Here is a 25903-nt window from a genome sequence, read left to right on the forward strand (position 1 = left end):
AAATTAACAATTCTTAATCAATTAAGTCGCAATCAATTCAACTCGGTTTGTTGCGTTATTACTCCTAAATTTATAATCTTAATTTTAGGAGAATTAATGAATAAGGAAGAATTATGCAATGCTGAAAATATGTTAAATTATTTAAAGTACCTGCACAACAACAATAAATTAGAAATTTGTACACAATATTTATTAGATATGACGAGATCTAATTCATGTGCTGACCTATCACATATAACAAGACCTGCCTTATATGCCCCCCTCTCAAATTTAGAGGAGATACTGTATTTAGCAGTTAACAGTAAAGAATCTGCTTTAATTAAGTATATGCAAAAATTAGCTCCTAATTTAACATAGAATATAACTCAATGTTTAATAACAAAAGCCCCAGACCCTTGCTCAGAAGAATATGAACTATATTCAAATCTTTTGGGAGCTTCCCCGGAGGAGTAGATATAGTAGTCCTCATCAAAAATATAGATATTTAATGCGAATAGCGGATTATGTAATAATTTGCTATTTGCGTCATTGATAAATTTAGGAGAATTAATGAGAAAACAAGAAATACCTACTTTACCTACATCAGATTTAAGTCAATATAAAACTCCAAGCCTAAATTCCCCCGATTCAGAGAGAGAAATGAAACCTGCATCGGTAAAGAGTGATATAGAGGAGCTGGAAGTGTTGTTTAAAGATAAAACAAAAAGCGGCATAAAAGCTTTTAATAGTGCATTAAAGGTATGTATTGAAAATAATCCCACTGCCTTATTACACGAAGCGGCTGAGCATGGTAAAAAAGAGTTAGTGATAGCAATCTTAAAAGTAAATCGGGATTCTATAGATTCTAAGACTCTTCAGGGGCTATCGGTGTTACATTCAGCAATTGCAGGGGTTAATAATAAAGACGTTATTGAAATTCTATTAAAGGCAGAGCCTACTTTAGTAACAAAAAAAGATGCTTCAGGTCTTACTCCATTAGATTATTCTACATATTATGGAAGTAGGGTAGAGATAGTAGAAATATTACAAACTTACACTCGCGATGTTAAAGATCGAATTCCTATAGAATCATCAAAATACAATATAACACCATGTAATAATTGGGAAGAAGATATGCACGAATATTCAAAAAATGATATGTCTATAATCGGAAAAGTTAAGTGTAAAATAATAGAGCTTGTATAAAAATTTTGTAAATTATTAGACAAGCCTCTTCCTTGTAAATTTAGCATAGAGTATTAGATTTGCAAGGAAGATGTAGAGAGTTCTTTAATAAAAAACGGTAAGTATGTAAAACTTACCTATAAAGTATTTTAAGCTTAAAAATTATAACTCAGTGACAGGTATTTCTTTTCCTAACTCTTCAACTTGATAATACGCTGTTTTGTATGAATCATAACCGCAAATAGGTGTTATTATCCCATCTTCGCTAGCTATATATGTTGTTTTTTGTAACGTATGCTCTTCAACACGCATTAATTTTCCTTGCAGTGTTTCATCATTTTTAACAAAATTCATTTTAGAAGGTATAGAATCCCCTAAGCTCGCTGAACTCGAGTTTGTTTCTTGAAAGGTTGATTTTAAAGGAAAATAAGATATATATCTTTTACTGCGGTGGTTATGTTTTGATATAGCTTTAAGCATGTCTTATTTAATTTTTGTATAAAGCTTTCCAATTTCATAATTAATACCTTAAAAATTTATTTTGAAGCGACATATATAAGTCTTATTTATAAATGTCAACATAAATTAATATGTAATTACTATAAGTATTAACAAATACTAATTATTATAATTTTCTTTCACAAAATCGAAATAAGCTGTTATTAATATAAAAAACCAATCTTAATCTAGTATATGCGTTCTTTATTTGTAGTAATTATATTCTTTCTAATGAGTAGTTGTAATTTAAAACCGGTATATAGTGAAAAATACAGTAGAAATAATGATTTAGAAGCTATTAAAGTTGAGCCGATTAGAACAATTGAAGGAGCTGAGTTTTATCATCGTTTAACTAGTATTTTACCTCAGAAAGCAAAAGCAAAATACCTGCTTAAAGCAGAGCTTATCGCAACAACTATGCCTGCTACTATTGAAAAAAACTCCAATGTTTTAAGGGAATATATTAATCAATTAGTTAGGTATAAATTAATTGATATAGAAAGCCAAAAGGTTTTAATTGAAGAGAAGTTTTACCAAAACACGTCATATAATGCTATTTTTACACCATATGCAACAAATGTTGAAAGAGATGAAACAGGAATAGACTTGGCATATCAAGCAGCAGAAGAAATTCGTAGCAGATTAATTTTATATTTTACACGGAAATAGTTAAGCTATGAAATTTTATTTTTCACAAATAGGTAGATTATTTGAACTAATAAAAGCCGGAAAGATTAGAGCTCTTTTACTATACGGTCCTGATAAAGGCTATATAGAAAAAATTTGTAAGCATTTAGTAAAAAGCTTAAATATGCTACAAACTTCTATAGAATACTCAGATCTTAATATTTCATCTTTAGAAATATTACTTAATTCGCCTAATTTTTTTGGTCAAAAAGAATTAATTAAAATTAGATCGGTTGGGAATTCAATCGATAAGAATTTAAAAACAATTCTAAACAATGATTATATAAATTTCCCTGTATTTATAGGTGAGGAAATTACTTCAAGCGGGAGCTTTAAAAAGTTTTTTGAAACAGAAGAATATTTAGCGGCAGTTGCTTGTTATCATGACGATGAAGCAAAAATTGAACGAATTATTTTAGGTAAAGTAGAAAAAACTAATAAAATTATAAGTAAAGAGGCTATCACTTATTTAAAAGCTCATTTAAAAGGTGATCATGATTTAATTTGTAGCGAAATAAATAAATTGATATATTTTATTCATGATCGAAGAGAAATTACTTTAAACGATATTCTAAAAGTTATAAGTAGCGAAATTACGGCAAACGGCAGTGATTTAGCAATGTATTTTTCAAAAAAAGATTATAGTAATTTTCTGCAAGAGCTAGAAATATTAAAAAAACAAAATATCAATGAAGTTTTAATTATTAGAGCATTAATAAGGCATTATTTAAATTTATATATAGTTTTGTCGAAAATAAAAAACGGTGAGAGTGTGGAACTCGCAATAAAATCATTATCATCACCGATTTTCTATCAATATATTAATGATTTTACAAAGATAGCAAACACTCTAAGCCTAACTGAATGTTTAGAGACTTTAAAATTGTTACAGCAAGCGGAGGTAGATTATAAATTAAATCCTGCTGGTTTCGATTTATTACAGAGTATACTCGTTTAATTTGAAAAATTGGCGTCGTTGTTTTATATTTTTTGATCCTCACGTACTAGTATGTACGCTGCAGTCAAAAAATATGAAACGCCTTGCTCTTTTCCAAATTAAACTTCGTCTACCTAATTTTAAACTTCTTTTAAAAGTAGTATATATTATATGCCAAGACCTGATTTTTCTGACCCTGACAAACAAATTCACGAAATAATTAGAGTTAATCATGCCGGAGAGTATGGGGCAAAAAGAATTTATCAAGGGCAGCTAAAATATATCAAATCTCAGAATGATCATATATTAATTAAAGAAATGCTTGATCACGAAGAGGTACATTTAAATTATTTTGAAAAAAAATTACTAGAAAAAGAAGTAAGACCCACGTTTTTATTATTTTTTTGGCATCATTACGGATTTTTACTTGGTGCTTTATCTTCGTTGATGGGAATAAAAACGGCGATGCTTGTTACCGAGAGTGTAGAAGAAGTAATAGAAAAACATTATGAACAGCAAATAAATTATTTAGAAAATAAAAATATTGAGCCGGAATTATTAAATAATATTATTAAATTTCGACTTGATGAAATTGAACATAAAAATATTGCTATAATGAATGATAGTACTGAGGCAGTATTTGCAGAAATAACTAGTAAAATAGTGAAGATAATTTGTCGTATCTCTATAATTTTAAGTAAGGAAATTTAGAGTTAACAGCTTAATTAGTTGAAAAATCTAGAAATATTTTATTTCTAAGATATTAAGAAGATAATAAAAAAACATTAATAATATTATTAAAAACGGTGATGAAAAGAAAAACTTTTTTCTAATTTTTTCTTTATTTTTTGCATTTGTATTTTTTAGAATTAATAAATAAAGGTGCCAGGGGTTAAGCTCCGTTGCTGTAAGACAACAACCTACATTATACTTCATGATTTTACTCACTTATAATAATAGACCCCTGGCATAACTTAATATTAAGTTTTGACAGATTGGTCTTGCAACAATGGAGCTTAAACATTATTAGCGGTCTATGTATTAGTTGAATAATATAAAGAGTCAAGAGATTTTAGTTATCATTAATAATAAATAATGTAATTCTGAGTTACGAGGTATATTTTCTATATAATCTGTTTCTAGAATTTGCTTTTACATCAATAATAATTTATATTTATTTATATACTAAGATAGAACTTGAAAAATTGACTATCTTGTCTTTGTAAGTCCTCGAATACTGAATGTTTATTATACGCTCTGCTCCTCGACCTACAGATTCCTTGCTCTTTTCCAAGTTGATCTTCGTATATCTATTCGTAAGTATAATTAGAAAATGATAAAATAAAATATGAATCCAAATTCACATCCTATGACTAAATCGCACTTATTCCATATAGTAGACCCAAGCCCTTGGCCCGTCCTAACATCTTTTGCTTTACTTCTTTTGGTTATAGGCGGCGTCTCGTTCATGCATGGCTACAAATTTAATATATATATTTTATCTGCAGGAGTTATTTCAGTAGGTTACTGTTTATATTCTTGGTGGAGAGATGTAGTGAAAGAAGGAATAGTCGAACATCAGCATACTAGTCCTGTTAGAAAAGGTTTACAAATAGGTATGGCGTTATTTATTTTAACGGAAATAGTATTTTTTGGTGTATTTTTTGCTTCTTTTTTTAAATCAAGTCTATCACCCGTAGGTCTTTTAGACGGTGTATGGGTTGTAAAGCAGGGAATTTGGCCTCCACCTACAATTAAAACTTTTGATCCATTTGATATTCCTTTTATCAATACTTTAATACTACTCTTATCGGGTACTACCGTTACTTGGGCTCACTACGCCTTAGAAGAAAAAAATCAAAAAGATTGCGTAACTGCACTTGCTCTTACCATATTGCTTGGAATATTTTTTACAACTATGCAAGCATATGAATATTATCATGCGGCGTTTAAATTTACAGATGGTATATATGCTTCTAATTTTTATTTAGCCACGGGTTTTCATGGAGCTCATGTAATTATAGGCACTATATTTCTAATAGTTTGCTACTTTAGAGCAAAAAGAGGAGATTTTACTACAGAAGGTAATGGACATTTAGGGTTTGAATTTGCCGCATGGTACTGGCATTTTGTGGACGTGGTTTGGTTATTTTTATTTACGTTTGTTTATATATTTGGAAGCTAAATTATACTATATGTGATTATAATGTTACTTAAAATAAGTGTTTTTAAAATATTTTTGCATATTAATTAAAATTGCATATATTTAGGAGTTGATTTATATATAAATAAATTATACATTAATTTTTAAATGCTAATTATTTTATTGAGGTAAAACATATGAACTTTCCTATTCGTAAATTAAACGAAGAATTAATCGATTATAATCTATCATTACGCATACTATTTACTGTTCTAAGCGTGGCTATTATTATGGTAGCTTTTGATAGCTTAGGTAGTAGTGTCGACGATCCTGTAGGTGATGCATTGTGTAAGTTAATTAAAGTATTCAGAGGCAATACTGCAAAAGGTATAGCTGTTGTCGGTATAATTGTTCTGGGAATTCAAACATTAAGAGGAAAATTGCAGTGGGAAGTAGCTTTAGTAGTAGTTACTGCAATCATTATATTATTTAAAGCTCCAGATATTGTTAATATGGTATCAAGTGATACTAATAGCTCAAATTGTGGTGTTTCCTAATACACGATAATAAAAATTATTATATCTTTAGTAATACCCATAAGTTTCGGCTTATGGGTATTTTTATTTTTAAGTGACGTTGTTGCATAGCCTAAGCATTGCCTGTATGGATATCGAGTCGTCATTGCGAGGAGGCATTGTTGCGTGGGCGGGTAAAACCCACTGTGTCACCCCGTGGCTTGCTAACTAGGTCCATAAAAACAATAAAAAATACTAATAATTTTAGTATTTTTAACTGGATCCTGTGGTCAAGCCGGCGTTGTTGCATAGCTCGGTTTTTCTTCTGTCATCCCGCGACTTGATCGCGGGATCTAGGAAAAATAGCCAAATAATATACGCTACAAGTTATTTTTCTGGATACCGTGGTCAAGCCACGGTATGACAGAGGTGAAATTGATCCACGCAACCGTCTTTACTTAAATAAAAGCCCTAATCTATTACCTATAGCAATATCAATATATTCTGCTGTAACAGGGATCCCTTCAATATTCATTTCTAGATATATTGCTTGTTTTGCAGGGATTTTTGTTTGTAGTTTTGTAATTGATACATATTCATCTAAAGCTTGATTATTACTATCCATTACTCTAACTTTGATTATAGGATCAGAAATTAAATAATCAGACTGATTAGATAATTTATAAAATATCTTCATACCGCCTATATGATGAGATTTTCCTAAATTAATTTCTTCTATCTTTAATTGATCATATTTACCTAAAAATTTAAAACTATCTATTAGTAATATCACTAAACAAAAAATTATAAAGCTAGTCCATAATATTGGAAATATATTATATTTTTTCTTAGTAGGAATATACGGTAAAATAACCGGCACATTAGCATTATAATGATTTTTAATAGGAGTTTTAATAGTTTCCGTGTTTACTTTATCTTTAAAGTCATTTAATTTACTAGTATTATAGTCTAATTTTTGATACCAAAAATGGCTACATTTGGAACATTTTACTCGTCGTCCGTTAATACCTATTTGATTGCTTGTAACGATAAATCTTGTTTGGCAATTTGGGCAAGTAATATACATAGTTAATTATAATTATTATGTTTGACTTCATGATAATCTCATTTATTATTTTTGGCAATAAAACAGTTAAAAGATATGTCCTCTCTTATTAAAGAAATTGAAGAAGCTTGGCAAATTAAGGACAAACTTCTTCAAGATTCTTCAAAGCTTATAACATTTAAAAAAACACTTAATGATATTATAGAAAGCTTAAATCAAGGTACAATTCGTGTTTGTGAAAAGAAAGAAAATAGTTGGGAAGTTAATGAATGGGTAAAGAAAGCTATATTGCTATATTTTATCACTACGGAATCGCAACTTTATAATAACAATTATAATAGTTGGTATGACAAAGTTGCTCCTAAATTTTCTGCGGATACTGATAAAAATATATTCAAAGAAGCAGCTATACGTAAAGTTCCCGGAGCTGTTGTTAGAACCGGTACTTATATAGCTAAAAATGTTGTAATTATGCCTTCTTTCATTAATATAGGTGCTTATATAGATGAGGGAACAATGATTGATACATGGGCTACTATCGGCTCATGTGCTCAAATCGGTAAGAATTGCCATATTTCAGGTGGTACGGGAATAGGAGGGGTACTTGAACCGCTACAAGCAAAGCCCGTTATCATTGAAGATAATTGTTTTATCGGTGCAAGATCGGAAATAGCAGAAGGGGTAATAGTAGAAGAAGGAGCAGTAATTAGTATGGGAGTGTTTATCGGTAGCTCTACAAAAATAATATACAGAGATACAGGTGAAATTATTTACGGCAGAATTCCGGCTTATTCTGTTGTAGTTCCAGGAGTATTACCTGCTAAGGAAGTAGGTAAGCCTGGGCTTTACTGCGTAGTCATCATAAAGCAAGTCGATAAAACTACTAGATCTAAAGTAAGCATTAATGATTTGTTAAGGTGACCGTTCACTGTCACCTAGTTCGTTGGCTCTGGATATATAAGTGTGTAAATTCTAAAATAGGCATTAAATTCGCCCCTCAAATTTTATGAGTCAGTCATATAATTTGTGTAAGTTAAAAAAAAGCAGATAAAGAATTACTGTAAGAAATAACGACTTAACCAAAGGAAAATATGGCTAAAAAATTAGAACAAGAGACAGCAAAAACAAATATAAATAATGAACTAGTAGAAGAGCTATTATCGCAAGCTAATCCTTCTGAGCTATTTGGTAAAGATGGACTGTTTCAGCAACTAAAGAAGCGTCTAGTAGAAAGAATATTGGAAAGTGAACTAAATCATGAATTAGGATATTCTAGGCATAGCAAAGTAGCGAAGATAGATAGCAATCGTAGGAATGGTACAACAGAAAAAACAATAATAGACGAGAGCGGTCAAAAAATAGTAATTGATGTACCACGTGATAGAGATAGTGAGTTTGAACCGCAACTAATCCCTAAAGGAGTTAGAAGATTTTCCGGATTTGATGATACGGTTATTTCCCTCTACGCTCGAGGTATGACTATGAGCGAGATACAATCACATTTAGAAGAAATCTACCATACAGAAGTTTCCAAGGAACTTATCTCTACCATTACCGATGGAGTAATGGAAGATGTAATAAGATGGCAGAACAGAGCTTTAGATAGGATATATCCGATTGTTTATTTAGACTGTATAATGGTAAAAGCAAGAGATAATAATATGGTTATAAATAAAGCTGTTTACCTTGCTATTGCAGTTAATACAGAAGGTAAGAAAGAGTTGCTTGGTATTTGGATTAGCAAAAATGAAGGTGCAAAATTTTGGATGCAAGTTGTAACCGAGCTAAAAAATCGAGGTATAGAACAAATTTATGTAGCATGTATTGATGGGCTTAAAGGCTTTAGAGATGCTATAAACAGTATCTTTCCAAATACTATAGTACAACTTTGTATCGTGCATATGGTTCGTAATTCTGTAAAATATGTTTCTTATAAAGATCTTAAAGAAGTAACGGCTGACTTAAAACAAATCTATACAGCAAATAATGAGAGCATGGCAAATTTAGCATTAGAAGAGTTTGCTAAAAAATGGGATAGCAAATATCCGGTTATTTCTGATATATGGAAACGTAATTGAACTGGAATAGTGCCTTTTTTTGCCTTTCCAGAAGAAATTAGAAGGGTCATCTATACTACTAATACGATTGAATCGGTAAATCGTCAAATCCGTAAAATTATCAAAAATAAGGGAGTTTTTCCAGATGATAAATCTATTACAAAAATCGTCTTTCTGGCTCTAAAAAATGCTGCAAAAAAATGGACCATGCCCATTAGAGAATGGTCCCTTGCTTTAAATCAATTTGAGATACTTTGCGGAGATTTTAAATATGAATTATTAGAAAATGAATTTTAGATACTTACACAAAATTTATGATTGACTCGAACATCCAGAATATTTTATTGACGGCTCAATATTACGGGTATGTATTAATGACGAGGAAATCTTAAGGAAATTGCTAGGTAGCGGTTAGTGTGGCTATGTAGATTTATCCTCCTCCTGAGGAAAATCAGATTTATCCATTAAATTTTTAGCGATATTGCTTTCTGAAAATTTAGCTGATTGAAAATATTCGGAAACAAGTTTTATCACTTCATCACAAAATTCATCTTGTAGCTCTTTAGTTGCGGTTGATTTTTGGTTTTGAATTAACTGTATAGCATCAGATTTTTTATGCTCTAAAAATTCTTCAATTTCTTTAGTTTTTTCTTGAATGATTTTCTTAGTAACTTCATTGCGTTCTTCTATCATTTGAGAGCGTAAAGTTTCTAATTTTTGTATTTGTGCGTTGGTTTGTTCAAAGAGCAAAGCAGCATCTTCTTTTAACTTTTCAGCTTTTAGAACTTTTTCTTGGACTTCTAAAATCTTAGCATCTAAAGAATTTAAAATGGCTTTTTTTGCCGGTCTATAAATTAAATATACAAAAATTACAAAACTAACGGCAAGCCAAAAGCTTTCATCTAGGAAATTCATTATTTTACTTTTATATTTTGTAGTAAATTCATATCTGCTTTAGTTCCGGCTATTTTTTCAATAATATTAACTGCGAGCTTTATGATTGCTTCGCTTTTATTAGTTCTAAATTGCTTAGCAGCTAAATTTATATCTTCAATATTTTGATTTATAGAGTTTTTTAAATCCTGCTCTAGATTCTTTTTTTTAATTAAAAATTCTGATTCTAAAGAGTCTATTTTTTCTTTTTTTAGCCTATTTATTTCGGTATTTGTTTTGTCTATTTCCTCGTTATAATATTTATTTAGCTTTTCTACTTCTTGGGTTAGCGTATCGGCTTGCGTAATATTATCTTGAATATTTGTCTGTCTATTATTAAAAATTTCTTCGGCTTTTGGAGTGATAAATTTATAAACAAAGATATACAATAAGCCGAAAGTAACGATAAGCCAAAAAATTTGTGAATAATAGGTAGCAATATCAAATTGAGGCATCTTATTTAAAAATGAATTTTAAGAAAAAATAAGTAACATAGCAATTACAAAGGAAAAAAGTCCCATTGCTTCAGCAAGACCTGCACCGATCAGAGCCATTCTTTGTAAGTTTTCTGCAGCTGAAGGGTTTCGTGCTATTGAACTAAGTAGAGAGCTAAATATATTACTAACGCCTAGAGCCGCACCGTACATGCCAATAGCCATAAGCCCTATACCAATAAATTTTAAAGAAACCATATCCATAAAAAACCTAACTTTTAATTAATCAAAAAATAAATATATACTCGCTGAATTTAAAAAATTGGCTTCGTATACCAACTCTTCATTTACTCAAGGTATATAAATTATTGCTAACCGAATAGCGAATTATGTAATAATCCGCTATTCGCATCAGTGTAAATTAATAGCATCATTAAGATACATACAAGATAAAATAGTAAAAATATAAGCTTGAAGTATTGCAACAAAAATTTCAAACCCAATTAGTATCACCATAAGAGGGATTGGCAGAAATTTCAAGTAAATCATTAATGAAACGGTAAAACCGGCTATTACTTTTAATAAAACATGTCCCGCCATCATATTAGCGGCGAGTCGCAATGATAAACTAACCGGTCTTGCTAAATATGTAAACAGTTCAATTACTATCATCAACGGTGCTAACCATAAAGGAGTACCGTGTGGTAAAAAAAGAGTTAAAAAACGTAAGCCGTGTTTTACGAAACCGACTATAGTGACCGTTAAAAATACTAGAATTGCTAAGGTAAAAGTAACGATAATATGACTAGTAGCAGTAAAGCTATAAGGTGTCATACCAAGTAAATTACAGAATAAAATAAAAATAAACAAACTAAAAACTAACGGAATAAATTTGCGTCCTTTTACTCCTATATTCTGATTTAACATATCAGCTACAAGATTATAAACTATTTCAGCACTTACTTGTAATCTAGAAGGTACTAATTTCCGGTTATAAAAAGCTAAGTAAAAATAAGTTAAGGCTAAGATGCTAGCAAGTAACATATATATACTCGAATTAGTAAAGCTGACGTCAAAACCGAACATTTTGATGTCTATCAATTTTTTGATATCAAATTGTGCTAAAGGGCTATGAGTCATTTCCTTACTTTTTATTATTCACTTTTTGCCTTATAATGTTAAAGCCGGCAATCATTCCTATTATTGTAAATATAATAAGAAATAAAGGTTTAGAATTAAAAAACTTATCCGTAAATCTTCCAATTACGACACCTACCATTGTACCTGAAACTAAATCTACAGCGATAGTGAACGGGCTAATTTCTTGCCGAATTTTAGGATTAGAAAACTTAGGAGTTTTTAAGTCTTTAATTCTTGCTTTGATATCTTTTAGTTTTTCCGTATTCATTAGTTTATCTCCGTCATTGCGAGAAGACGCCATAGGCGTCGACGAAGCAATCGCAGGATATTTGACGAGATTACCACGCAGTCTAACGACTGCTCGCAATGACGATCTACTGTCAAAATTACAAACTCATCTCATTTTTTGCTTTTTCTTTCTGTTCCTCTAAAGCTTTATCGACTGCCGTAGAAATACTATCTATACTATAATTTCCGGTTTGTACTCCGTTAACGAAGAAAGAAGGAGTACCTATAAATTTTGGTGCTTTTGCTACAAAATTAGTATTAGCAATTAGCGTTTCAGTAATTTTATCACTATTTAAACATTGCTTATATTCTTCCGGAGGAACACCGCCAAGCTGACCTATATCAGTTAATAATTCTCTGTATTTATTGCTATATGCCCATTTATCTTGTTGTTGTAATATGATATTATGAAACTGTACAAAACTATTTATATCACCCTTGCAGCGGGCTAAAATTGCAGCGTCTAAATCTTGTTTTGTAGCAATAAATTCACGAACCACATATGCAATTTTATTAGTATCTATATATTTTTTCTTAAGTTCCGGAAAAATTGTTTGATGATAATAAGCACAATGCGGACAGGTAGGAGAAAAATACTCGACTACTATAACATTTGATTTTTTGTTACCGAGAACGATATCATTATCATCAACTTTAAAAGTAACTTTAACAGGTTTTATTTCAGGATTTTTTTGTTCTTGTGAAGCCGGCGTTGATACTTCATCAGTCTGATTATTATCGTTAGCAGGTGCTATCGATTCAGCTGCATTTTCAGAATTTACTGCTTCTTGATTTATTTCTTGAGAAGTGTTGTTGTTTTGCAGAGTTTCCTGCCCTATTATTTGTTTCTCTTCTTGGTTCTTATTTTGTGTTTTTTCTTCTGAACAACTACTCAAAAATAATAAAAATATCGGCACGATAAAAATACTTCGCATAACTTTCCCTTAACTATTAACTTTCTCTACAATAAAAGCATATCAATTTTATTTCAATAAAAATATCTACTTTATAATAGAAGCAAAATGTGCTATGCTATAGAAAATAATAGTCTAACATTAAGTTCTTAGGCACTAAAACCACTACGGAGGAATTAATAATGGCAAATACAACACAATCCGAAAATAAAACCGAACAAAAATCCGAGTTTAAAATAGGGCAGAGAATTGTCTATCCTGCACATGGAGTTGGTGAAATAACAAATATTGAATATCATACTATTGCAGGTACTGAAATTAAAGTATATGTAATTTCCTTTTCGCAAGATAAAATGACATTAAAAGTGCCTGTTAGTAGAGCTGCGGTTGTTGGTCTTAGAGCGGTTGCAAGCAGAAAAGATTTAGATGTCATATATTCAACTCTTCAAGGTAAACCAAAACAAGGAAATAGAATGTGGAGTAGAAGAGCCCAAGAATATGAAGGCAAAATTAACTCAGGTAATATTGTAGCCATAGCCGAAGTATTACGGGACTTACATAAAAATGTTGATAATGATCGTTCTTACAGTGAAAGAACACTCTACGAATCAGCTTTAAATAGACTCGCAGGCGAGCTTGCTATCCTTGAAAACATCCACCCAACCGAAGCAATTAATAAGTTAGTTGAAGTATTACGTGAAAAATTAGTAGCGTAGATACTCGCCCCACTTGAAAAATTGGCTACGTCGTCTTTGTAAGTTCTCGGATGCTCACGTATTAAGTATACGTTCCGCTCCTCGGCTTATAGACTCCTTGCTCTTTTTCAAGTTGAACTTCGTATAACAACTCTTCATTTCACAGGAGTATATTTTTTGTCATTGCGAGGAAATTTACAATAGTAAATTGACGAAGCAATCTCAGGAGTTTGTTATTATTTCATGAGATTACCACGCAGCCATGGCTGCGGTCTTGTTGCATGGCTCGAAAAACACGCTCGGTGTCATTCCTGCGAAAGCAGGAATCCATCATAAAGCGAGATAAATCGAGCTTTTAATTTAAAAAATTTGCTATATTTATGCTTTTTTTTGGATTCCTGCTTTCGCAGGAATGACATAAACAAGCCATACAACAACGCTTGGTTTACGGACCTATTACTCTTTTCTAAGTTGAACTAACTTCGTATAGCTACTCTTCATTACTCGAAGTATATTTCTGCTGGATTGCCATGCTCCTTTTAGTCGCTCGCAATGACGACAAGGTCATACTAACTTACCCTACTAACAGATAGTTCATCCGAAATTTCTCAAGGGATGCAGTAACTACATAGTCAACAAATTCTTTTAATAGTTTTGGATCAGTTACTTCTTGCCCTTTATCGTCACGAGCGGTTAAAAGTTTTGAATTAATTTTTTCAAGAACTACTTTCTTAATATCATCAATATTATGCGTACCGTCTAACATTTCTAAAATATATTTTTCATGTATCGGTATACCTACCATATCGTTAAGTCTATTAGTGACGCTAAACACGCTAGTTACATTATTAAAATGTGCTTGTTTTGCTTGGTATCTTGCAAATTCGCTAGTTTTGGGTTTTTCGGTGATAGTTGCTATAGCATGCGGCTTGGTCTCAAATATTTTTAGATAACCTTGAAAAATGAATGTGATAAAATGCTGTTCTAATGCTGCTAAGAAATCTTGTAATTGATATTTACCAAGCTTTTTAAAAGCTTCTTTTGCTACTTGTTCTAAGCTTATCGGATTGCTAATATTTTCAGCATATACATATAAAATAGCTTTCATAATCGGTGAAGTGGTTGAAATAAAAGGATCAGGTAAATTTTCGTAATAGAAGCTAACATTTTCCTGTTCGTTAGTTAAATCAACATCTTTTTCTGGAGTTACCGGTCTAATATTAAGGCTAGTATAAAACCCTTTTAAATTATTAAATTCAATTTTTCTGTTTATAGGTATGTTTTGATGACATAATAATGTCGAACGGAATTTTCTATTAGTGATAAAATCCATATATTGCTCTGTACGAACAATATCGTTAACAGCTTGTAGTTGTTCTGCTGCTTTAGCCGGTAAATTACCGATAAACATTGCAGTAAGCGACGTATCACCTAAGTAATTTAGATGATTTTTTTGAGCTTTTTCTATGAATTGGTGAAAATATGTACCTGTATTAATTTCACCTAAATATTCATGCAATACATATGAGTCCGTATATGCAGATAATAATTTTGTTTCATCTCGTAGGAAATTAGAATAAGGTGTTGTAGAGCTTTCTAATGAGTCATTGATGAACTTTAAAAGTAATTTAGCTTGCTGTAATTTATCATGGCTAGTATTAAATAGCTCTGAATGGAACATCATCATTTCACGTATTGTTCTCTGCATATTCCAGCCAGGCAGCGTATTATAGCTTACGAAAGCGATACCGTTTTGATTTAGCAGTTTATTACAGACTTCGAGTATTTTATCTTGTACTTCTTTAGGCACCCACGAATATATGCCGTGACAAACTATATAATCAAACTTAACGTATGACTCATCAAGGTCTAATATAGATAATGCTTTTAGTTCGGCGTTTTTTATTTTCAAATCACTGATAATTTTTTTACCTAATTCTATTTGTGTTTTGGATAAGTCAACACCTAGAGATTGTGATTTAGGATATATTTCAGCAAAGTTAAGCAGATTAACACCAACTCCACAACCGATATCAAGTACTTTAGCAGTTTCAAGAGGCGGAGGGTTTAGTCCAAATAGCTTACCGATAGTTCTTAAATACGGTGGGGAGGTATAACTGAAAGTAAATGGAGAGTAAGGTACTTCATCGTAGGATATTTTATTAGCTTGTGTTGTCATATATTTTTCTTAAATAAAAAAATAATTCTAAGGAGTTTTAAAAGATTAAGCAATAGATTTTACATACAAAAAACTTTAAATTTAGTTTGCTGTTTTTATATTTTATGACTATACTCTAAGTACTATATAACCTATATTTAGTAGTCATATAGTATTAAGATAAATATTAATTGTATTTATATTATGAAAAATAGTAATGTTCAAATATCTGTTACTGAGTTTAAAAAGCATTTCTTAAATCTAGTTGATCAAGTTAAAAGTAAACATAATTCTTTTATTATTAAAAAAAGAAAATTGCCGGTTGCTAAGGTAGTGCCTCTAGATACTTATACCAAAGAAAATAAAAAAAGTTATTTTGGTTGTTTAAGAGGTACTGTTAAAATTAATGATGATATAGTAAATTTTTCTTGTGAATCTGACTGGGAAGTAAATAATGACTGATATTGAGGCTAGTAACCAAGATGGGTTGATTTTAGATACTCATATATTAATTTGGTATGTAGAAGGAATTAGATTATCTGAAGCACAAATCAATTTAATAGATAAAATAAGAGAGCAAAATAGCTATATATATCTGCTATATCTATATGGGAAATAGTAATGCTTGAAAATAAAGGTAAAATAGCATTTTCAATTGAGTTAAATGATTGGATTGATAAGTTACTATCTATACCTGGCTTAAATTTAATTGACCTGTCGGTTTCAATTTTAATACAAAGCTGCCTCTTACCTCATTATGAACATAAAGACCCGGCAGATAGATTTATTATAGCAGCTACTAGAACTACTAATGCGTGTTTTGATCAAAAAATTATAGAATATGCCAATTTAGGTTATTTAAAAATAATCCAAGCTAAATAATTATAACTTAATCAATTGTGCTTTACTTGCAAAATTTTCTATTCCCTCTAGATCGGTAGCGGTAACCCATAGTTGCATGTTTAAAGCGGTAAAAAATTCGATTAAATACCCTCGTCTTTTGTCGTCTAGATGCACAAAGACTTCGTCTAAAAGTAAAATCGGTGCTATTTTAGTTAGCTTTATAGCATAATTCATTTCAGCAAGAATTATTGCAATTAATATAGCTTTTTGTTCACCGGTAGAACAGAATTTGGCTAAGATATTTTTCTTTTGATGCTTTACTAAAAAGTCGCTTTTATGAACTCCAAAACTAGTGCGACCAAGTAGTTTATCTTTGCTTCTTGTTTGATAAAGTTCTGCAGTAATAAAATTAACAATATTTTCTTCGCCGTCTAATATTTTTTGTTCAACAATGCCGTCAATCGATAAATCGGCTTTTGGAAACTCATTTTCAAGTTCATCTATTGCTTGCTGCATAAATTCTAAGGTTTTTAAGCGATTATTAGCAATATGACTAGATATATCAGCCATTTTTTCTTCGATGATTTTCAGCCAATTATCATCTCTTATATCTTCTGCTAGAATTTTATTTCTCTCATACATGTAATATTCATATTTACTAACTAATTCTGCATGCTTTGAATCAAAATTATAAACTATTCTATCAAGAAATTTTCTTCTATCACTACTACCGCTTGTAAAGATACCTTCCATTTGCGGAGTCAGCCATACCATGCTGGTAAATTTACTTAACTCATTATTGGCTATTTTACTTTCGTTATACTCGGTTATTCTTCTATTAGAGCTACGTTTAAATTGTGTGGTAAATTCTGCAAGCCCTAATTTGCTTTGCAATAGAGCTTTAACTAGACACTGATCTTCTGAAGCCTTGCATATATCGGCAAGTTTCGCTGATCGCAAGCCCCTGCCTGGATAAAATAGTGATATAGCTTCTAAAATATTAGTTTTACCGCTACCGTTTTCACCTATTAAAATTATTGGTGTATTATCTGTTTTTAATTCAAGATTTTTAAAATTACGATAATTTTCAAGGCTTAAGGAATGTAGGAAGATATTTTTCATTTTATGAAAGAGAATAATAGTTAAATTATTGATACGTTGTATACTCAGGTAGAATTTCAAAAATTGGCTACGTCGTTCTACAAGAGCTGTGGTGCTGAACGTTTAAGTATACACTCCGCTCCGAGGACTTTGAACTCCTTGCTCTTTTTAAAATTGACTTTCGTATACCAACTCTTCATTTACTCGAGGTATACCGTCTAGAAATTGCCATAGTAGTTTTGCACCTTTTATCGCTCCTTGATATACTAATTTTTGTTCTTTTGAGCTTAAATTATTAATCAAATTTGCACATTCTTGTGTATGCCATTGATCAACTTTACTATGAACAATGAAAAATTGTAAAGTTCTGTAATCTGAAATTCCATAAAATTTTTGTAACCCTTGAATTTTAGAGTCAGATACTTCAGGAGTCTGACGCTCATAAGCATAAAGTGCTCCAAGACCTATAGAAAAAGATTTCTCTGTTAAGTTAAAATAACCTTGAACAAGTTTTTGAGTTGAGTTTAATTTAGGTTCTGAAGTGAGCTGGCTTCTTAAACATCCAAGCCCTTCAGCAAAACGTTTCCATAGTTCCGGGTGATTTTTTTCACCTTGCTCTTCTTCTATAAGATTACCAAGTAATATTTGCCTAGCTTGTATATCACTACATTTGGAATGTATTGCACTTATATAACGTGGGAAAGCTGTAACGTGATGATAATATTCTTTTGCGTAAATTTGTAAAGTATAATGAGTAAGTTTCCCCATATTCCATAATTGATAAAATGGATGATTTAAAAGATTATATTGTTCAAGATCTATATTAAGCTGTTCTAAAAATTTCATCTTACCTCTTTATTTAATGAATTTGTAAATTTGATAATCATTTGTTTTATCTATTATTACAGGATGCCATTCTGCTAGAAAATCAATAGGAAAAAAAGTATCTCCATCATAATTTTTATTTATTTTTGTAAGTAAAAATTCATCAATAAGATTTTGTTCTAGGAAAAGAGTCGCTATTTCTGCCCCTCCAACCATAAAAATTTTCTTATCAGTAAAAGGCTTTATTACCCGCCAAAAATCATCTAAAGATTTAATAAAAAATATATTATTATAAGATTGTAATGGTGTATTTCTTGAAAAAACAATACAAATACAATTTTTTAAAATCTTTGCAGGTATAGAGTCAAAGGTTTTTCGTCCCATGACTATAATATTATATTTTACCGTCTGATAAAAATATTCAAACTCCTTAATATAAGACCAAGGCATCTGACCTTTATTACCTATCACCCCTTGTGGGTCACATGCCATTATACCGATGATTTTTCTATTTTTCATGAGATGAATGTTTAGGCACTGTTAACAAAGTTAATTTTAAAGCTAATTAAATTCTTTTTTACTGCAAATTATAAGATTTTTTTGAAATAGGACTAGCTATTCCAGCAAAAATCTTATTAATTTTTGCTAAAAAATCCCTTTAATTATCAATTAAAATAACTTTGTTAACAGTGCCTAGTCATATGGTCTGTTACAAAAAATCTTTGATGATCTATAACATTATGCACTCGTAAATAATCAGCTCCATGCTTTGTTAAATATTTTGATATTGCTATTGTTTCTAAATCTCTTTCCGATGCTTTGGAATTATAAAAAGCAGAAATATAAGATTTTCGTGAGTGTCCTACCAATATCTCACATCCTAGATTTTTAAATTTTTTAATATGTTGTAATATATATAAATTTTGATAAACGGATTTTCCAAAACCAATTCCAGGATCAAGAATGATATTTTTTCTATCAAATCCACATTTTTCTAATCTTGTTATTTCTTGCTCTGCCCATATATTTAAGCTAGCAAGTGGAGAGTTATCGAAATCAAGACATTTTTGTTTTTGCGGTGGAACGGTTAATGAGTGCATAGTAATAATTTTACAATTATAATCGGCAATTAATCGTAATGTATAATTATCTAGATTATTTTTAACCAAGTTTATACAGGAAATAGGGTATTTTTTTTAAAACATTTTTAATTACTTCAGGAGTAAAACTATCAATACTGACTATAACTTCCCTAAGCTCTTCAAGAACATTCTCAAGCCTTTCATATTCTTCATCTTCATTAATAATTAAAGCAGAAGGACGTGTTGATTGTGATCCAAGCTCAATTATTGTAGCCCCTTCATTTATCAAGCGTACAAAATTTCTAACGGCATCTTCTTTATGAAAATTTAATCCTCCATCAGAAAAAGAATCAGGAGTAATATTTAAAATACCGATAAATTGAGGATTTAAAACAAGAGAGCGTATAACTCCTTGATTTTCAATTAAATGTGCTATTTCTGCAAAGGTTTTATTATTGTAAAAATTATTAGTCGGACATGAATAACGACATTCCAAGCTTAAACCTGCAATTAGATGAATAAGAAACGGTCTGTTTAATAATTCAGGATGCGGTATTTTTAAATCAGGTAAATCTATATGGCAATTACTCCAAAGTAGGATATCTAAGTCAATAACTCTTGGAGACCATTTATCGTAAGAGTCTGCTCGACCTAGTTGTTTTTCAATCTTTTTAAGCTCAATTAGAAGTTTACTAGGCGTTAAAGTACTTTTACCCCGCACCACCATATTTAAATATGACTTATTCCAAGCTTTATCGGCATTAGGTGGTAGAATAACTTGTGTTTCAAAAATAATAGATTGCTTAAGAAATCTAAAATTACAGCTTTTTAGTAAATTTAGAGCTTTTTTAATATTTAAAAGTCTATTACCTAAATACTGCCTATAGAAATATAAATCATAGTATACTCGCTGAATTTGAAAAATTGACTTCGTCGCTTTGTAAGTCCTTCGGTACTCACGTATTATTATACGCTCCGTTCCTCGGCTTACAATCTCCTTGCTCTTTTTCAAATTAAGCTTCGTCTACCCAACTCTTCATTGACTTGTAGTATATATCCTTTCCGGAATAAGAAAAAGAAACTCCGCCATGCACTCCTGAAACCGGTGATTTTAATTTAGTAACGGTTACGTTTAGAAAAATCTTTTCTAATTTAGATTCGATAAAATTTTGATAAATAATATCATATATTTGTGCAGCTAAATACTCGATAAGATTAAAGTGATTTTCTTGAGAAAGTTTTTGTACTAGTCGTACGATTTCTGCATAACAAATTGTATGTTAATTTTTACAGGTTGAGCGTGGTGTTTTTCTTGAGTACTGCAGCCAAGATGTACCCAAGTTATTAGTTCCGAAATATTAAGTTTACATGAATAATTTAAGTTGAAAGCTTGATACCTATCATAATATTAATTTTATAGTAAACACAGTTGAATTATATACGATTTATACATTATATTTTAATTTTTTAAAAACATATCTCATGCCGTAAATGGGTTAGCTATTCGCTGGCATTCGCTATATTCTTAAAAAATAAAACATTTCCTATAAATAGCACATAATTCAACTGCGTTTACTATAGTTTAATATAAGCTCTTTATAAAAAGATACAATAGTTAAATTGATATACCGCCACTTTTTTTAAAGCCGGCATGAGCTTTTTCAAGTTTTTTAATAAGTCTAGGTGAATATGATTTAATGTCTTTTTCCTTGCCGCCTTCATATTTTTTAGCGAGTTTCATTCCCCCTCTGATCATATTATAGGCGAAGTTCATTAGCTTTGTTTCTCCTGCTATTCTTTTTGGATTCATAAACATATAAACTTGATAAACGGCAAAGCTCTTTATTAAACGCTTTAAGTCCATTCTAGCTTGCCGCGTTATACCTTGCAATTTATCTTTTGGGTTTGCAAGGTTTTTATTAGCATCTCTCACTATTTTAGAATGCTGATGCATTAAATAATTACTGACTTCGGCAACATTCTTGTTAATGAGCTTCTCATCCATTTTAAGCATTTTAAGCTTTAAGTTTTTAGTTTTACCTAAATACTTACGGATTAATAAGATAATTCGGCTTTGCAGTTGAGTTAAATCCATAGTTTGTTCGTTTAAGATAGCAAGTATCCGCTCTATCTCATACTCAAACTCTTCATTTTGGCTTAATTCTTCAAAAATTTCCTCCACCTCTTTACTCTCAAGTACAAGATCGTCACTAATACCCATTAATGCATCTTTTATTTGATCGGCGATTTTTTTGGTATCTTCGGAAAATTGATTATTTGTCATAATCTAATTCATCGTTAAATATAGCTATTTTTATACTAGCACCACATTTCTACTTGTCTATAAAAATTGTATTAAGAGATATTAAATTTTTCTCATTGAGGATACTCTGAGGAATTATAACAAGCACCTAACATATTGCTAGAATCTTCATTATAATCGTTAGGTATATCCTTAAGGCTAAGTAGATATGGGTTCTCATCTTTTCCCGTATTATTAAATTGTTGAGTAAAATCTTTATATTTTGCGGCTATTTTATTAAATTTAAGCTGAGTATCAAGAGAGGAGTATAAAGTACTTAGACATTTATAAAGGTTATGTAATATTATATTATTGTTATATTCATCTATGGTTATTGTTGCTGTTATAATATCCAAAAATGCTATTCTTGTTAATTCTTGTGCATCTCCTGCTAACTTTGTTAGCCCCTTACTCTTAAAATATTTTGCTTGTTCTAAATATGCTTCAGTTAATACTAAAGATAATTTTGTTATATCTTCGATACCACCCTGTGGTATTTTGCTTATTATTTCTGATTTATGAGTATTGATTAAGCTTTCAAAAGCTTTTAATACGCCGGTTGCATCGGGAGTTAAGTGTAAATATTTGAGAGCTTCATAATAATTCTTCTTGCTGAGTTCTATAGTTCCGAGTTCTATATTTGCTTTAACAGAGCCAAGTTCAGCAGCTTTTTTATATAACTCTATTGATTGATTCGGCGTTATTGTGGAGATTTTGGCTTTTTGGCAATAAATTTCAGCTAATTGACGCTTAAAAAATTGTTCTTCTTTATATTCTTTGGTATCTCTTCATAGGTGCTTTTTAATAATTGTTCTTCCTTATGTTTTTTAGACATATTGTCATAAGCATCTTTTAATAATGTCTCTAACTTATTATAAGTATCTATCTCTTGTTGTGGAAGTATTTTAGAAGTAAGTAGCTTATTATAGATTACTATATTTATATCTTCGTCTTTAATAATTTCTGTTATAGAACCGGCAATATATTCCCATAGCGATTTAGCATCTTCTTCATTTATGGGATTTATTAGTTTTTGTAAATTAGTAATATTTTTATCTATAGATAAATTCAAAGATAAATTTATTAAATTTGATTTTAAGTTAGTTTTAATATCTTCTAAATTTTTTATATTAGCGGTTTTAATTCTTGTTAAAAATTCTCTTAGCTTAAATATATCATTAACTTCTGCAGTATCTAAAGTTTTGTTAGTTTTTATGTTATTATAAAAGTTCTGAACAGTTTCATTTAATTTTTTAAGAAACGAATCTTTAGTACTCTCTATCATTGCTATGAAAGCTACTAATAATTCTCCATTTATATTATAGCTTGCTACATCGCTAAATAAATTATCAAACCACTCTGAAGAATTAATTAAATTTGAATTCTCTTGAAAATTATTGATATTGGAAAAATATTTCAAATAATTTATAAGAGAATTTAAACTATCTTCCGGTTTTGAAATTTGCAAAATAGAATATAATTCATCACTAACTTTAAGAAAATTTGCTATAGTCTTGTCTTTATTGTTCCTAGTTTGAGAATCATTTAGGATTTTTATTAATTGTACTAATTTTTGATTTTTAGATGGATCAAATATTGTATTTTTTTCTTTATCCCATATTTTATCTATTTATGTTTTAAGTGCATCTATATTAGATTTTATTTCTAGATTAATCATCTTTATTGCACTTAAAATTTCTTGTGAATTATAATCATTGATGGTTATTTTATTACTTTTATTAGGTGTGATATAATCTTTATCATATATTATCTTTAATATTTTTCCGTATTTTGGCTTATTACTAGGCTTAGGGAAAAAGTATGAATTGGATGTTAATTTAGCAATAATAGATTTTTGTTTTTCACTAAAGCTTTTTTCTTTAAGAGCTTCATTAAAAATATTAGATATTTGAATCTGAGTTTTCTCATTTATTGTGTCGGTAAAAATTACGGATATATTATTATCTGTGTCCATGAATTCAAATAAATTAGTAAATTCCCATAATACACTAGTAAGCTCTTTTATCTTATTTTGAGTATCAGGCGATTGAGCGTTTTGTATGGCAATATCTTTTATTACTAAAATAAATTTGGTTGGTTTAGTATCTAAAATCTTTTGTAAAAAAAATGTATTAAGAATTGACTGGGCAAATGAATGGTTGTTATTTAAATAATTACTGTTATAAATCATTAAATTCGGTTGATTTTTATTTGCAAGAACATTAAAGATGTCTATTTTATCATCATGTTTGCTTGTTCCAATAAATTCAAAATTTCCAAATTGATCACTCTTAACTTCTAATTGTTTATCTTTAAAAAATTTAGTTAGAATATTTAAATCTTCTTTGTTTGGTCCTAAGGTGACTATAGCTTTATTACTTTGATTAATAATAGGTGCATATTTCTGCTCATATTCATTTATAAGCTTAACAGGTTCTAATATTTCAAGAACAGATTTTTCTATTTCTTGCTGTTGGTGTGTTTTAGTCATTTTTGACCAATCTAACATATTAATTATCCTTATCAGTTGTTTTTTTATTTAATAATCTTAACTGTAAGATTAACTTAAAAAATTTCAACTTAGTTAATAAATTAATTAATTTATTTTAACTAAAAATATGTATATGATAAAAATATCACAATTTAGATATTACGATTATTTAATACAGTAAAAGATGATTTTTATTGCATATATGATAAGAATAAGTTTTATTATAAATAAATATTAATAATTACTTAGGTTATGAGAAATAATAAAAACCAAATGTATATTATAAAAATTTTTATAGCCCTAGCTATGATTACGGGCGTAATATGTTTATGTTATTCTTCATTAACTCCGTCTAAGCTTAAGATTGGTGCAAAAACTAGTAATATGGACGATTCACCTAAAATTAAGTTCACTCTTATAGATCAAGAAGGAAAGAAATTTGATAGTACCCATTTGCAAGGTCATTTAAGTTTGATTTATTTTGGTACTACCTATTCCTTATATGACAACCAAGCACTAAAAAGAGTAGAAGATATTATTAAGATTTTGAAGAAAGAGAATATTGTAGTACAAGTAGTTTTTATTACTCTAGATCCTGAGCATGATACAAGTGAGGTATTAAAAAAATATTTAGAAAAAATAGATGGTAATTTTATAGGTTTAACAGGAAGAGTCCAAGATATTGAACAATTAGCAGATCAATTTAAGGTCTTCTATACATCCAAAATATTTGATGTAAAAACAAACGAATATGAATTACAACATTCTAATTTTGTGTATTTAATTAGCAGCCAGGGAAAATTTTTAAAGCATTATTGCTTAGGCTTACCGAAAAATGGTTAACAGGTAATCTCTAAGCATTTCCTATTTGTGATGAGAAATGTATTTCATCAATGCCTAAATGTTTTAATGCATTATGCCATTTACTTTCAGGATTATCGGCAAAAATAAATTCTTTATTACAATCCATAACCAACCATAGGTTTTTTTCTAATTCTTCTTCAAGCTGCCCTGGTTTCCATGCGGTATAACCGACAATGAATAAGCTATTTTTAGGCCCTTTACCGAAAGTTATATCTTCTGAAATTTCTAAATTAGAGCTTACTGCTAAATCATTCTGGAAGTCCAATAACAAATTTTTATTATAATCGCTAGAATGAAGAAAAAAACCTTTTTCATGTTCTACGGGTCCGCCAAGATATATAGGAACCATAACTGGGGTTGTTATTTCGTCATTTTTTATTTTAAAAAATGATTTTAAATCTATATGATTTACTAAGCGGTTAAATATTAACCCTATTGCTCCTTCTTCCGTGTGTGATAACATATAAATTAAGGATTTATGGTAAATACCTTTTGTAATTACATGCGGTGTAGCAACGAGTGTTTTACCGGATAAGTTATGAAAAATTTTATCGCCCATAAATAAAACTTTAATTATAATATTAGAGGTGATCTATAAAGATATTTTAATTGATAATTAAAGAGCTTTTTTAGCGAAAATGAATAAGATTTTTGTAGTAATAGTAGTTCCTATTTCAAAAAAATCTTACAATTTGCAGCAAGAAAGAATTTAGCTAGCTTTAAAATATCTTTATAGATCACCTCTTAAAGTATATAAGATTTAAAT

34 protein-coding genes and 1 pseudogene are annotated in these 25903 nt (G+C 29.9%); 15 read left to right on the plus strand and 20 right to left on the minus strand.

From position 1 onward, the window contains the following. Positions 1-96 precede the first annotated feature (96 nt). Both AC5587_RS07225 and AC5587_RS07230 read left to right on the plus strand, forming a co-directional pair. Entirely contained in the window at positions 97-357 is a 261-nt protein-coding gene (locus AC5587_RS07225) for a hypothetical protein (RefSeq protein ID WP_499162303.1), read from the plus strand. 192 nt (positions 358-549) lie between these two features. Beyond that, on the plus strand, positions 550-1185 hold the full coding sequence (locus tag AC5587_RS07230) for an ankyrin repeat domain-containing protein (protein WP_499162304.1): 636 nt from the start codon (positions 550-552) through the stop codon (positions 1183-1185). 141 nt (positions 1186-1326) lie between these two features. Here the strand turns inward: AC5587_RS07230 and AC5587_RS07235 are convergent, their stop codons facing one another. Beyond that, positions 1327-1644: a hypothetical protein gene (locus AC5587_RS07235; protein WP_499162305.1), complete on the minus strand. Its 318-nt coding sequence runs from the start codon at positions 1642-1644 to the stop codon at positions 1327-1329. A gap of 213 nt (positions 1645-1857) precedes the next feature. Here AC5587_RS07235 and AC5587_RS07240 point away from each other — a divergent pair, with 213 nt between their 5' ends. The 6 genes from AC5587_RS07240 (at position 1858) to AC5587_RS07265 (ending at position 6288) form a co-directional block, all read left to right on the plus strand. Then, on the plus strand, positions 1858-2331 hold the full coding sequence (locus tag AC5587_RS07240) for a hypothetical protein (protein ID WP_041078920.1): 474 nt from the start codon (positions 1858-1860) through the stop codon (positions 2329-2331). A gap of 7 nt (positions 2332-2338) precedes the next feature. Then, the gene (gene holA / locus AC5587_RS07245; protein WP_410526945.1) at positions 2339-3307 is read left to right on the plus strand and encodes a DNA polymerase III subunit delta; all 969 of its coding nucleotides are present in this window, start codon (positions 2339-2341) and stop codon (positions 3305-3307) included. A gap of 150 nt (positions 3308-3457) precedes the next feature. Then, positions 3458-3997, plus strand: a complete 540-nt coding sequence (locus tag AC5587_RS07250) for a demethoxyubiquinone hydroxylase family protein (RefSeq protein WP_499162306.1) — start codon at positions 3458-3460, stop codon at positions 3995-3997. A gap of 637 nt (positions 3998-4634) precedes the next feature. Continuing rightward, on the plus strand, positions 4635-5471 hold the full coding sequence (locus AC5587_RS07255; protein WP_041078917.1) for a cytochrome c oxidase subunit 3: 837 nt from the start codon (positions 4635-4637) through the stop codon (positions 5469-5471). A gap of 155 nt (positions 5472-5626) precedes the next feature. Then, on the plus strand, positions 5627-5986 hold the full coding sequence (locus tag AC5587_RS07260; protein ID WP_410527462.1) for a TrbC/VirB2 family type IV secretion system protein: 360 nt from the start codon (positions 5627-5629) through the stop codon (positions 5984-5986). A gap of 137 nt (positions 5987-6123) precedes the next feature. Continuing rightward, positions 6124-6288 (plus strand): proline/betaine transporter, encoded by a 165-nt coding sequence (locus tag AC5587_RS07265; RefSeq protein ID WP_499163041.1) that lies wholly within the window; start codon positions 6124-6126, stop codon positions 6286-6288. 110 nt (positions 6289-6398) lie between these two features. Here the strand turns inward: AC5587_RS07265 and AC5587_RS07270 are convergent, their stop codons facing one another. Then, positions 6399-7031 (minus strand): MJ0042-type zinc finger domain-containing protein, encoded by a 633-nt coding sequence (locus AC5587_RS07270; protein WP_499162307.1) that lies wholly within the window; start codon positions 7029-7031, stop codon positions 6399-6401. A 75-nt stretch (positions 7032-7106) separates the two neighbouring features. Here AC5587_RS07270 and dapD point away from each other — a divergent pair, with 75 nt between their 5' ends. Together dapD and AC5587_RS07280 are read left to right on the plus strand one after the other, a co-directional pair. Next, positions 7107-7931, plus strand: coding sequence for a 2,3,4,5-tetrahydropyridine-2,6-dicarboxylate N-succinyltransferase (dapD, locus tag AC5587_RS07275; protein WP_499163018.1), 825 nt, complete (start codon positions 7107-7109; stop codon positions 7929-7931). Between the two features lie 170 nt (positions 7932-8101). Beyond that, positions 8102-9364 (plus strand): annotated as a pseudogene (locus AC5587_RS07280) (IS256 family transposase). Between the two features lie 123 nt (positions 9365-9487). Here AC5587_RS07280 and AC5587_RS07285 read toward each other — a convergent pair. The 6 genes from AC5587_RS07285 to AC5587_RS07310 all read right to left on the minus strand — a co-directional run bounded on the left by AC5587_RS07285 (position 9488) and on the right by AC5587_RS07310 (position 12797). After that, positions 9488-9982: a F0F1 ATP synthase subunit B gene (locus AC5587_RS07285; RefSeq protein WP_410526712.1), complete on the minus strand. Its 495-nt coding sequence runs from the start codon at positions 9980-9982 to the stop codon at positions 9488-9490. Beyond that, a complete protein-coding gene (locus tag AC5587_RS07290) occupies positions 9982-10455 on the minus strand; it encodes a F0F1 ATP synthase subunit B family protein (RefSeq protein WP_410526713.1) in 474 nt (157 codons plus the stop codon). The genes AC5587_RS07285 and AC5587_RS07290 overlap by 1 nt, the downstream gene beginning before the upstream one ends. Positions 10456-10473: 18 nt before the next feature. Then, complete coding sequence (locus tag AC5587_RS07295) at positions 10474-10698, minus strand: F0F1 ATP synthase subunit C (RefSeq protein ID WP_010420727.1); 225 nt, start codon at positions 10696-10698, stop codon at positions 10474-10476. Positions 10699-10845: 147 nt separating this feature from the next. Then, complete coding sequence (locus tag AC5587_RS07300; RefSeq protein ID WP_011270386.1) at positions 10846-11574, minus strand: F0F1 ATP synthase subunit A; 729 nt, start codon at positions 11572-11574, stop codon at positions 10846-10848. 4 nt (positions 11575-11578) lie between these two features. After that, entirely contained in the window at positions 11579-11842 is a 264-nt protein-coding gene (locus AC5587_RS07305; protein ID WP_410526714.1) for an AtpZ/AtpI family protein, read from the minus strand. 118 nt (positions 11843-11960) lie between these two features. After that, positions 11961-12797, minus strand: a complete 837-nt coding sequence (locus AC5587_RS07310; RefSeq protein ID WP_499162308.1) for a DsbA family protein — start codon at positions 12795-12797, stop codon at positions 11961-11963. Positions 12798-12958: 161 nt separating this feature from the next. On the opposite strand from AC5587_RS07310, the gene AC5587_RS07315 reads away from it, so the two are divergent. Beyond that, positions 12959-13492: a CarD family transcriptional regulator gene (locus tag AC5587_RS07315; protein ID WP_011270389.1), complete on the plus strand. Its 534-nt coding sequence runs from the start codon at positions 12959-12961 to the stop codon at positions 13490-13492. Between the two features lie 553 nt (positions 13493-14045). On the opposite strand, the gene AC5587_RS07320 is transcribed toward AC5587_RS07315, so the two are convergent. Then, positions 14046-15650 carry a methyltransferase regulatory domain-containing protein gene (locus tag AC5587_RS07320; RefSeq protein WP_499162309.1) on the minus strand — a complete coding sequence of 535 codons (1605 nt, stop codon included), beginning with the start codon at positions 15648-15650 and terminating at the stop codon, positions 14046-14048. Between the two features lie 183 nt (positions 15651-15833). Between AC5587_RS07320 and AC5587_RS07325 the strand changes: the two genes are divergently transcribed. Genes AC5587_RS07325 through AC5587_RS07335 form a run of 3 tightly spaced genes read left to right on the plus strand, consistent with a single transcriptional unit; the run spans position 15834 to position 16511 of the window. Then, positions 15834-16091, plus strand: coding sequence for a type II toxin-antitoxin system Phd/YefM family antitoxin (locus AC5587_RS07325; protein WP_499162310.1), 258 nt, complete (start codon positions 15834-15836; stop codon positions 16089-16091). Beyond that, on the plus strand, positions 16084-16248 hold the full coding sequence (locus AC5587_RS07330) for a hypothetical protein (protein ID WP_499162311.1): 165 nt from the start codon (positions 16084-16086) through the stop codon (positions 16246-16248). The genes AC5587_RS07325 and AC5587_RS07330 overlap by 8 nt, the downstream gene beginning before the upstream one ends. A gap of 2 nt (positions 16249-16250) precedes the next feature. After that, the gene (locus tag AC5587_RS07335) at positions 16251-16511 is read left to right on the plus strand and encodes a PIN domain-containing protein (protein WP_499162312.1); all 261 of its coding nucleotides are present in this window, start codon (positions 16251-16253) and stop codon (positions 16509-16511) included. On the opposite strand, the gene recF is transcribed toward AC5587_RS07335, so the two are convergent. From recF to AC5587_RS07385, 10 genes are all read right to left on the minus strand, one after another. Then, the gene (gene recF, locus AC5587_RS07340) at positions 16512-17594 is read right to left on the minus strand and encodes a DNA replication/repair protein RecF (protein ID WP_499163019.1); all 1083 of its coding nucleotides are present in this window, start codon (positions 17592-17594) and stop codon (positions 16512-16514) included. Positions 17595-17741: 147 nt separating this feature from the next. After that, entirely contained in the window at positions 17742-18419 is a 678-nt protein-coding gene (locus AC5587_RS07345) for a CADD family putative folate metabolism protein (RefSeq protein WP_499162313.1), read from the minus strand. Positions 18420-18428: 9 nt separating this feature from the next. Further along, positions 18429-18917, minus strand: coding sequence for a dihydrofolate reductase (locus AC5587_RS07350; protein ID WP_499162314.1), 489 nt, complete (start codon positions 18915-18917; stop codon positions 18429-18431). A 164-nt stretch (positions 18918-19081) separates the two neighbouring features. Further along, on the minus strand, positions 19082-19567 hold the full coding sequence (locus tag AC5587_RS07355; protein WP_499162315.1) for a dihydropteroate synthase: 486 nt from the start codon (positions 19565-19567) through the stop codon (positions 19082-19084). Beyond that, complete coding sequence (gene folK / locus AC5587_RS07360; RefSeq protein ID WP_499162316.1) at positions 19560-20492, minus strand: 2-amino-4-hydroxy-6-hydroxymethyldihydropteridine diphosphokinase; 933 nt, start codon at positions 20490-20492, stop codon at positions 19560-19562. The genes AC5587_RS07355 and folK overlap by 8 nt, the downstream gene beginning before the upstream one ends. Position 20493: 1 nt before the next feature. Continuing rightward, a complete protein-coding gene (locus tag AC5587_RS07365; protein ID WP_499163020.1) occupies positions 20494-20754 on the minus strand; it encodes a dihydroneopterin aldolase in 261 nt (86 codons plus the stop codon). Positions 20755-21095: 341 nt separating this feature from the next. Further along, positions 21096-21764 carry a DUF5394 family protein gene (locus AC5587_RS07370; protein WP_499162317.1) on the minus strand — a complete coding sequence of 223 codons (669 nt, stop codon included), beginning with the start codon at positions 21762-21764 and terminating at the stop codon, positions 21096-21098. A 92-nt stretch (positions 21765-21856) separates the two neighbouring features. Next, the gene (locus tag AC5587_RS07375) at positions 21857-22138 is read right to left on the minus strand and encodes a hypothetical protein (protein WP_499162318.1); all 282 of its coding nucleotides are present in this window, start codon (positions 22136-22138) and stop codon (positions 21857-21859) included. Positions 22139-22521: 383 nt separating this feature from the next. Then, positions 22522-23250 carry a hypothetical protein gene (locus AC5587_RS07380; protein WP_499162319.1) on the minus strand — a complete coding sequence of 243 codons (729 nt, stop codon included), beginning with the start codon at positions 23248-23250 and terminating at the stop codon, positions 22522-22524. Between the two features lie 162 nt (positions 23251-23412). After that, complete coding sequence (locus AC5587_RS07385; RefSeq protein WP_499162320.1) at positions 23413-24291, minus strand: hypothetical protein; 879 nt, start codon at positions 24289-24291, stop codon at positions 23413-23415. Between the two features lie 234 nt (positions 24292-24525). Between AC5587_RS07385 and AC5587_RS07390 the strand changes: the two genes are divergently transcribed. Beyond that, entirely contained in the window at positions 24526-25116 is a 591-nt protein-coding gene (locus tag AC5587_RS07390; RefSeq protein WP_499162321.1) for an SCO family protein, read from the plus strand. Positions 25117-25126: 10 nt separating this feature from the next. Here AC5587_RS07390 and AC5587_RS07395 read toward each other — a convergent pair whose 3' ends face one another. Continuing rightward, on the minus strand, positions 25127-25696 hold the full coding sequence (locus AC5587_RS07395; protein ID WP_499162322.1) for a YqgE/AlgH family protein: 570 nt from the start codon (positions 25694-25696) through the stop codon (positions 25127-25129). Positions 25697-25903: the final 207 nt, after the last annotated feature.

The sequence above is a fragment of the Rickettsia endosymbiont of Hedychridium roseum genome, assembly GCF_964028255.1.
Lineage (GTDB): Bacteria > Pseudomonadota > Alphaproteobacteria > Rickettsiales > Rickettsiaceae > Rickettsia > Rickettsia asembonensis.